Below are 9,216 nucleotides of genomic sequence, written 5' to 3'. Positions count from 1 at the left end.
TAAAAATCTTTGTACTACCCGTCCAAATTGAGACTCCTGCATTTCCTACGTTAGTTCCATTATCCGAAGTTTTTAAATTAATCTGTGGAGTGCCCGTAACATTGACTACTTCACTAAATTCTACTGTGATAGGGATAACATCCCCTTGTTTATATGATCCATTTGCGGCTGTCGAAGAGACGCCAGTGACCGTCTGTGAAATGCCTACAATAGAACACAAAAGGAAAAAGAGTAGATAAATATATTTCATCAAGACAAATTCTCTTTTAAATGGATTACAAATTAATACTAGATTATGATCAACAACAAAAACTGCTCTCACATTCATTATTTGATCGAATTACATGACTAATAGTCTTAGTATGCAATAGAACTTATTATCTACTTAAATGCTATTAGTTTGATAATATTTAAATTCATGAAATAATTAGCTAAAATTGATAGAATTAATTTTAGCTAAATTACAAAGCCTTTTTTATCGTCATTGAATTAGTATTCAGAGAAATTCACTTAATGAAATCGATCGGAGCGAATCTCTAAATTTTTCATAATCAATGCCTCTTCACTTAAAAACTCTTTCCATCTAATTTCTACTTTTTCAGGATCCCAATATACCTTGGCCAATTCAATAAAATTTCTATAATGACCCGCCTCAGAGATCATTAATTCATGATAGAAAATCTTTAATTCTGGATCTGTTAAGTATTGAGATAAAAGCTTAAACCGTTCTGCACTTCGTGCCTCAATCAATGCATTCATTAGTAATTTTTCAACCAATTGCTGATCCCTACTTCCTCCTTTTTTCAGCACATTCATCAATTCAGAAACATATTCATCTTTTCTCGGGTATCCCAACTCATATCCTCGTTTACGTAAAAGGGCAATAACCCGCTCAAAATGCGACCATTCTTCTGTAACTACAGGAGTTAATCGGTCTACCAAAGTAGTTTTTTCAGGATATTGAATAATCAGCGAAATACAGGAAGAGGCTGCTTTTTGTTCGCAAAAAGCATGATCTACCAAAATATTTTGGATATTTTTTTCGGCAATATTAACCCATCTTGGATCTGAAGGTAACTCTAGGCGTAATGTAGTTTTTTCCATCAATTAATCAAAAACCTATATTCAAATACTAAATGAAGATATTATAACAAAAATAATATCCCTTTAGACTAAAATTACGATGCTTAGTAGAAGATATTAACTTCAACACAATAAATAATAACTAATATTTCTACCAATTTTATACATAATTAGAGAAAAGGTAGAAGATTTTTGATCTATTATTTAATTGTCAAATAATTCTCTATTGTAATATATATGTATTTATATTGTTTAGTTGAGAAAATTTAAGTTCTGAAGATAAAAAAATCTTAGAGTACCACATGAACTATAGAGCAGCTTCAGTTATGCACCCGAGTATAATGTTTGAGAAAGTTAGATTTTTGAAAATAAATAAAAAATAATATCTTCGAGTTTGGACTTTTTGCGACCTAGGAGGGGGTTAAACAAACCAGAGAAGAAAGTTATAATTAAACTTTACGTTTAATACCTCATTACCAACATTTATACTAACTTAATGTCCTTATAAAAATTTATGAGGATAAATCTGTTTTTCTCCAGTATCCTTTTAAAAATTGTTAATCCGTATTAAATATATTATTATGAAAATATTTGTTGTTAATCAAAACGGTGCTGAAAGAGTGGTGAGATTGATAATAGCATGTCTTTTAATACCCGCTTACTTCATAATCGAATCTAATTTGTATACCCTTTCCTTAAGTATTATCGGGGGGATTGCATTATATAACTCAATTAGTGGTAATTGTGTTATCTACAGAATTTTTGGAGTAAATACTTGCAAAGTAAAATGAGGTAATATGCTAATCTTGAACAATATCGTAAGGGAACTGTGGTTACTATATTCGGATTCCATAATATACCTAGAAGATGTAGTTGTATATGCTCCCTTTGCTGTTCTGCCTATTACTTTTTATGAAGAGTAATATCCCTTTGATAAGGGAAGTCGGGCTGAGTAAAAGATGTATATGCGAATACGAAACAAAGGATATTGGCCTAATAAATTATGATCAAGATGGTATTTCTACAGGAATATGAAGAAGATCATCGCTAACAAGACATGGCAAGAACCCAAGGAGAGAAATTTCCGATGGAAAAAAAAGAAGCTCCCTTATGGTCAAGAGAGCCTGTTCTGAGTTTCAATCTGGAATATTATCTATCTAAAACGATGAACGTAATAACCAAAATAGCTTTCTATAATTTCCACTTCACCACGTTCCTCCAAAAAATCTTGAAACGCTTTAGTTTTTTGAATTTCTCTTTCAATAAGAATTAGGTCATTCATATCTGCACCCTTAAGGGAGGTACTATGGGTACCTCCAAGTCCACCCATATCAATAGAGGCTAGCGACGTTACCCTCCAGTCCAAAATATCACTTATGGCTTTCATAAATTTATCATAAGCCTTCACAAATTTTTCTGGATCTTTAGGAATTATTTCCCAGTATTTAGAGGCTTTACTTTTCTCCCAATCACCTTCTCTTCTCCATCTCAAATTTGTCATAACCATAGATCCTTCAGCGTCATTTAAATGCAGACGCTGCTTACTTAAGTGAGCCTGCCACTCTGCCTGAGATTTTTCAATTTTTGTTCCCCAATTTGAAGGATCACCTGATGCTATCACTCTATGTGTTACACCTTTCAAGAAGCTGACGGACTGGAGTATCATACCTCCAGTTTTATATTCAACATCCCAGTAATCTGCAAAATTTCTGGATATATCTGAGTTATGACCCATTTTTACATCCAAATTATATACTCTTACACTGTTCTGAGCAAACGTGCAAATTGTAAAACTTAAGGATAGGAGTAGAAATAAATATTTCTTTTTCATTGATTTAATTTTTTAGGTTGACAATAAATTATGTTAGTAAATTAGATATTCGTGCTGAGTATTACAATAAAATTTTGAGATATTGACTATGCGGCGATACTAAAAGTAAATAGTAAGAGATAAAATTGAATTAAGTGAATGATTTACGTATTAAGGCTATGTGCCCTCTTGCCTCTTGGAAATCCATTCAACGCATTCTTAAATGTTTAGCTGTTTCTCATCTTCAATTCAAATGGATCTGAATCCTTATCGTTCCAAGAAACGCTAATTACGGCATTGTTTTCCTCAACAAGGTTATGGTGAGTTATCCTCTTAACAAGCAAAAGCTGGATGAAGCAAGAGGGAGCTGCGACATTGATGATCCTGAGTGTGAAGTCCGTGGGTCTTAACTATTAGTGAATAGAATATGCTATTATTTAAATAGTACCTTTTCTTGAGCCATATGCTACAAGGCCAATAGATAATAAGAAGAATAAAAACAGGTAATGGAGGTCCAAAACCCAAAAAAACTGATTATACAATGCAGAAAGCACAAGTGCAGATGATACAAGAAGCGTATGCCTCTAAGTACTTTTCTTACAGATTTAAATCAACAATATTTCTTATAGTTAAAAGCATTAACCCAATTCCAATATTGAATGCTCCAACAGTATCAACTATTTGCAAGAACCAAATAAATTCCATCGGTTAGCTCTTGCCCTGGTTTTTTTTCAAGTTGATCGGCAAGGCTACCTACTTTTTCAATTATAAATGCCTGTACCCACAAAAATCCACCTATCACCAGATGTATTAAAACATTAATTGTAAAAATTAATTTAGTTTTCATTTTATTGATTATTTAGGTTGTTAAAAATTTTAGCGTCAAAATAAAAAAAATCTTGAAGAACTAAATCATAATAGTTAAATACACAAATCATTCAACAGTCTAAACCAAAAAATATTATCGAACTAAAACAAAGGATATCCTTTATGCCCTTAATAAAAATCAAGGATCACCCTCACCTCAACACTCATGAAATACCTCCTCTCTAACACCTCAAAATAAGCCCCAAACTCCTCTCAATTAACGACAGTTAACAAGGCTACAAGTTGATCTTTTTTGAAAAATGACGATTAGTATCATTACCTTCAAGGACTAGATCTATGAGGAAAGGTACTAGAGAAAAGAGGGAAAAAAGTGACATATTATAGTACCAAAGAATTAGAAAAAATTGAGTCTATTTGACACAAATTAGCGTGTATGCGAATTCTTTCTACCAATGCTTTGAAAAGTAAAAAACAGTCTATAGTTACTGTAAAGAGCTATTATTTATATGTGCGATTAATCAAAAAATAACCATTTAAAACCAAAATCTAATGCCCTCTGCTGTCCAGGATATTTTGGCGTAACGAAATATCCACCATTATTGGGTTGACTCATATGGGTCAATTTAATAAAGAGAAAAACTTTCTCTATTCGCATATTCCAAAAAAGATTAGCTGGATAACTGTAACCTTCAAAAATTTTCTCATCATTTTGTAAATAAAACTGTTGGGTTACTGGATCATAGGCATTAGCATAATAAGCTGATTTGTGGTGAACATCAATCCCAATTTGTACTGGAATTGAATGGTTGAACCAGCTTCCTTGCCAATAAGCCCTCATATTTAAGAAAGTAATAGGTATTCTAAATACATCACTTTGGCTACCTGAAACTTCAGTAAAGATTACCTCATTTTTAAAATGAAAACCATAATTACGATTTTTATTGGTAGCAAGAAAAAGATTAATTTCACCCCCTACCTGACTAATCAAATTGGCATCAGGAGCTACATTTGGCATCTTATCTTCATCAAAATAAACATATTTACTGTAGGTAGTTAAAGATATTTTAGGAATGAATTGAAAGTGCCACCAACGCAAAGTAAGAGATCCGTTAATTTGATTGGAAAATGTATTATCGAAATCATTATCCCAATCATAATGATTACCGAAAAATCGTTGCTTCAGTGAGGATGGTTGGTAAAGCATACTTCTGTATTCTAAATTGATTAATTCACTCTTCAATGAACTCTTAAAATTATATTCACCCGTTTGCATGAGTTCTGCTGATCCTTGTATTTCGAAAATCTCTTTCCATCTAAAATCAACCCTACCTCCCAAGTAATTTTCTACTTTTCTTGACATGGGATTGAAATATAATGCTTCATGGTTAACCATTCTGTTTTTGACATAAAAACGATAAAAGATAGAGGACAATTTTCCAATCAAACCTATTTCATTAGAAAGAGTACGAAAAGTTGACTTCTGATAAGTACTGTCCGCATCAATTAAAAACTGATCATAGTAATCCTGATAATCTCCTCCTCCTACATTATTCTCATTAAAATCGCTGAATAGATTAACTTGATTCCCTTGATCAAATTGATGATATAATTGAAAGTTTTTAAATAAATCATATTGCTGGTACAGATGAAAAGTCAATCTGGAATCCTTTACTTTTGCATTTTCTAGGAAAATAGAATTATTTTCATATTGAAATTTATCCTCTTTATCTATCGAAAAATCTAGCTCATCAAAATACAAACCTCCCGTTTCATCCACGTCATTATTGAAAGATATCAAATTAAATAAGACTTGATAAGGCCTATCGGGATGTTTAAAACTAGAATGTAAACTCAAAACTGTATTAATTACATTTCTATCATTAATCGTTTCAGTTCCTATTTGTTTGTCAGCTGTACTTCTGTAGTACTCAAATCCAAAATTCCAATCAGGCTGAATATTCTGCGTAAAACTAAAATTGGCCAAGGATCTATTTTTCCCTCCAAATACAACATCTAATTTCATAAACGGAGACTTAGTATCATAATATTTAACCTCTGAGGACCGAGTTGTCAAAGGATCAAAAGCGTGAAAACCCGCATGTGCACCTATGGCGTTGGGAAAATCATAAAACACCGGAAATAACGCCGTACCTATATTACCCAAGTTTTGAAGTCTATAATTTGACCTATCATAGGAAGTAAATCGGTCTAAATTTCTAATTAGAGTATCAATAAAAACTAATCTATTATCATTGGATTTTAAATTTTTCTCTAAAATTACATTCAAAGTTGAGGGGCCATAAACCAAAATAGTAGAATCATCTAAAATTTGTGAAAAACTTATAATAGGCAACCATACAAGAAAGGCAAAGACTAAAATAAACTTCTTAACTACAATTCTTGACATTAATTCTTTGAGTGATTTTTGAAGGTGTCTTCGACTAATTTTAAAAATGCTGGTTGCTTACCAATGAATTTAATTTTAATGGGCAAATAAAAACAACTTTTTTCTATTAAATTTTTAAAATTTTGCAGTTTAACAAAATCTTTTTCAGTTGTCACGAGCATGGCATCATGGTAAACCAAAATCTCAACAATTTTGTCGATTTCATTTGTCTTATAATCATGATGATCGGCAAATTCATAAAACTCAATTATGTCGAAATTTAATTCTAAATGTGATTTGAATGCCTGATTGTCTGCTATTCCTGCCAAACCTATGACTTTTTGTTTAGCATCTTCAATTCCAAAAGATGTAAGAGGTGAATAACCTACCGAGGTAAAAAAGATGGGTGCGTTCGAATGGTACCTTCGTGTTTTAGCGATCATTTGGTCTTGCTCTTGATTGCTAATATCTATAGGAGCTTTTGTGAAGCAGATAATATCAGCTCGAGTTATACCCCTTCGAGCTTCTCTCAAACGTCCCGTTGGCATCAAAAAATCATCATAAAAAGGACGTTTATAAGTTGAAAGTAGAATAGACAAACTAGGCTCGACTGATCGGTGTTGATAAGCATCATCAAGTAAAATCACATCAATATTATTATTGTAATTCAAGAGACAAGGAATACCAATAGCACGGGATTCTGCTACAGCTACTGAAATTTTTTTTTCATATTTTTTTTGATAGATCATTGGCTCATCACCCAAAGTCGCAGCTGTATCAGAAGACTTCCCTAACCTAAATCCACGTGTTTTTCTACCATAACCCCTACTCAATGTAGCAATTTCCTTATTTTTACTTAGAAAATATTGAATCAAAAAATCAATCAAAGGTGACTTTCCAGTTCCTCCTACCTCAAGATTTCCAACACTAATAACATTTACTTCAAATTTTATTGAATCTTTATATTTAATGTTATATAAATGATTTCGAAATCTTGTGATAAGNTCGTATATTAACGCGATAGGAAATAAAACAAATTGCCACCAAGTCATAAAATTCTCAAATGAAAGTCAAAGATATTACGAAATGCTTACAAGAATGGGCTCCTCTGCCTTTTCAAGAATCTTATGACAACTCGGGCCTAATTGTNGGTGATGAGGAAATGCTNATAAAGGGTTGTATGATATCCCTAGACCTAACAGAATTAGTCATTGAAGAAGCATTAGCACATGAATGTAACATGATTATATCTCATCATCCCATCATATTCAAAGGAATAAAAAAACTAAGTGGAAATCATTGGGTTAATAAATGTTTAATTAAAGCAATAAAAAATGATTTGGCCATATATGCCATTCACACAAATTTGGATAATCTCTTGCACGGAGTTAATGGAATGATTGCAAATAGACTCAAATTAACGCATCGGCAAGTCCTTCGCCCTATGCAGCATACTCTAAATAAACTAGTCACGTTTGTACCTATTGAACACAAATCAAAAATACAAACTGCACTGCATGAAGCCGGAGCAGGTCTTCTTGGAAATTATAAAGAATGCAGTTTTAATGTCACAGGAGAAGGTTCATTTAAGCCTACAGAGGGATCAAATCCAACTCTAGGTAGCTTAAATCGGCTTGAATCTGTGGAGGAAAGTAGAGTTGAAGTGATTTTACCAAGTCACAAAAAAGATGCCATATTATCCGCTCTTAAATCCGCTCATCCGTATGAGGAAGTAGCCTATTTTTTGTCTTCACTNGAAAATAATCAAAGTAATTTAGGATCCGGTTTGATTGGTCTATTGGCAAATCCTATGCCCATTAAAGAATTTCTAGATCATTTAAAATCAACAATGGGCCTAATATATATCCGCCATACGAAACTAGTAAGTGATAATGTAAATAAAATTGCCGTTTGCGGAGGATCAGGAAGCTTTTTACTCAATGATGCTTGCGCATTGGGAGCTGATATTTTCATTAGCGCTGACTTTAAATATCATGATTTTTTTGAAGCCGATGGTCGGNNAACAATTGTAGATATTGGACATTATGAAAGCGAAGTATTCACAAAGCAATTGGTATGTGATTTTTTAAATGAAAAATTCACTAATATTGCATTTCATTTATCTGAGGTAAACACAAACCCAATTAATTATTTTTAATTNTGCATGGAACATTCGGTAGCTAAAAAATTAGAGGCATTAACTAAATTACAAAAAATTGACATCGCTCTAGATGAATTAATCAAAATCAGAGGTGCACTTCCCGAAGAGGTAATGGATCTAGAAGATGAAATTACAGGTTATCAAACAAGGGTTGAAAATCAAAATCAAGACTTGAATGATATAGAAAATCTGATTGAAAATCATAAAGTAGCCATCAAAGATGCAGAAAGGTTCATAAAAAAATATGAAGAACAACAGATGAATGTTCGTAACAATAGAGAATACGATGCTATTAGCAAAGAGATGGAACTACAGCACCTTGAAATTCAAATTCTTGAAAAAAAAATCAAGGAGGCGTATGGAAAAATTGAATTGAAAAATTCNGAGATAGATGAAACCAAGCATCGCCTAGAAGAGAGAGANAAAGATCTTATTGCTAAGAAAAATGANCTTTCAATCATTAGNACTGAATCAGAGGAAGACGAAAAAAAATACCTAAAGTCAAGAGANTCATTGGCTAAAAAAGTAGATCCACGACTCCTAGTTTCTTATGANCGNACGAGAAAAAACATGCGCAATGGACTCGCTGTTGTACCAGTTCATCGAGATGCNTGCGGTGGNTGTTTTAATATTGTTCCTGCCCAGAAGCAAGCGGAAGTTAGGGAAAAGAAAAAGATTATAATTTGTGAACACTGTGGTCGAATCTTAGCCGATGTCATCGAAGTTATAGAGCCTGAAGTAGTAATCAAAAGAAGAACAAAACGAGCAATTACCAAGAAAAAGATAACTAAAAAATAATCGCTTATTTAAAATACTAAAGTGAAAGATCGTGATCAATGGACCCCCAACTCAGGATACTTCCCGACTATTGTTCTGTAATACTTCTTCATCATTTCAATGTCTTTTTTAACATCTCCAGAGGGAGTGAAAGGTGCCTTAAGTTCAACA

Annotated in this window: 8 protein-coding genes; 3 read left to right on the top strand and 5 right to left on the bottom strand. The window is 32.7% G+C overall.

Annotated features, from left to right (window positions below):
• Positions 1–328 (bottom strand): hypothetical protein (locus CBD51_007475; protein ID RPG57525.1); only part of this gene is annotated, 328 nt, incomplete at its 3' end.
• 182 nt (positions 329–510) lie between these two features.
• On the bottom strand, positions 511–1,104 hold the full coding sequence (locus tag CBD51_007470) for a tRNA-(ms[2]io[6]A)-hydroxylase (GenBank protein ID RPG57524.1): 594 nt from the start codon (positions 1,102–1,104) through the stop codon (positions 511–513).
• A gap of 560 nt (positions 1,105–1,664) precedes the next feature.
• Here CBD51_007470 and CBD51_007465 point away from each other — a divergent pair.
• Positions 1,665–1,874 (top strand): DUF2892 domain-containing protein, encoded by a 210-nt coding sequence (locus tag CBD51_007465; GenBank protein RPG57523.1) that lies wholly within the window; start codon positions 1,665–1,667, stop codon positions 1,872–1,874.
• Between the two features lie 362 nt (positions 1,875–2,236).
• Here CBD51_007465 and CBD51_007460 read toward each other — a convergent pair whose 3' ends face one another.
• The 3 genes from CBD51_007460 to lpxK all read right to left on the bottom strand — a co-directional run bounded on the left by CBD51_007460 (position 2,237) and on the right by lpxK (position 7,159).
• Entirely contained in the window at positions 2,237–2,818 is a 582-nt protein-coding gene (locus tag CBD51_007460) for a hypothetical protein (GenBank protein ID RPG57522.1), read from the bottom strand.
• Positions 2,819–4,235: 1,417 nt separating this feature from the next.
• Complete coding sequence (locus CBD51_007455) at positions 4,236–6,128, bottom strand: hypothetical protein (GenBank protein RPG57521.1); 1,893 nt, start codon at positions 6,126–6,128, stop codon at positions 4,236–4,238.
• Positions 6,128–7,159: a tetraacyldisaccharide 4'-kinase gene (lpxK, locus tag CBD51_007450; protein RPG57520.1), complete on the bottom strand. Its 1,032-nt coding sequence runs from the start codon at positions 7,157–7,159 to the stop codon at positions 6,128–6,130. The genes CBD51_007455 and lpxK overlap by 1 nt, the downstream gene beginning before the upstream one ends.
• A gap of 11 nt (positions 7,160–7,170) precedes the next feature.
• On the opposite strand from lpxK, the gene CBD51_007445 reads away from it, so the two are divergent.
• On the top strand, positions 7,171–8,265 hold the full coding sequence (locus tag CBD51_007445) for a Nif3-like dinuclear metal center hexameric protein (protein ID RPG57519.1): 1,095 nt from the start codon (positions 7,171–7,173) through the stop codon (positions 8,263–8,265).
• 6 nt (positions 8,266–8,271) lie between these two features.
• Positions 8,272–9,066, top strand: a complete 795-nt coding sequence (locus CBD51_007440) for a hypothetical protein (protein RPG57518.1) — start codon at positions 8,272–8,274, stop codon at positions 9,064–9,066.
• The last annotated feature ends 150 nt before the right edge of the window (positions 9,067–9,216 follow it).

It is taken from the genome of Flavobacteriales bacterium TMED191 (genome assembly GCA_002171975.2).
In the GTDB taxonomy this organism is placed as follows: domain Bacteria; phylum Bacteroidota; class Bacteroidia; order Flavobacteriales; family TMED113.
Note: the sequence above shows the minus strand (reverse complement) of the source record. Positions and strands in the feature narration are given on the sequence as shown.

What these genes read in the sequence shown, in the direction of transcription:
- CBD51_007470 (RPG57524.1), bottom strand. Translation starts at nt 1,104, where the DNA reads ATGGAAAAAACTACATTACGCCTAGAGTTACCTTCAGATCCAAGATGG.
- CBD51_007465 (RPG57523.1), top strand. Translation starts at nt 1,665, where the DNA reads ATGAAAATATTTGTTGTTAATCAAAACGGTGCTGAAAGAGTGGTGAGA.
- CBD51_007460 (RPG57522.1), bottom strand. Translation starts at nt 2,818, where the DNA reads ATGGGTCATAACTCAGATATATCCAGAAATTTTGCAGATTACTGGGAT.
- CBD51_007455 (RPG57521.1), bottom strand. Translation starts at nt 6,128, where the DNA reads ATGTCAAGAATTGTAGTTAAGAAGTTTATTTTAGTCTTTGCCTTTCTT.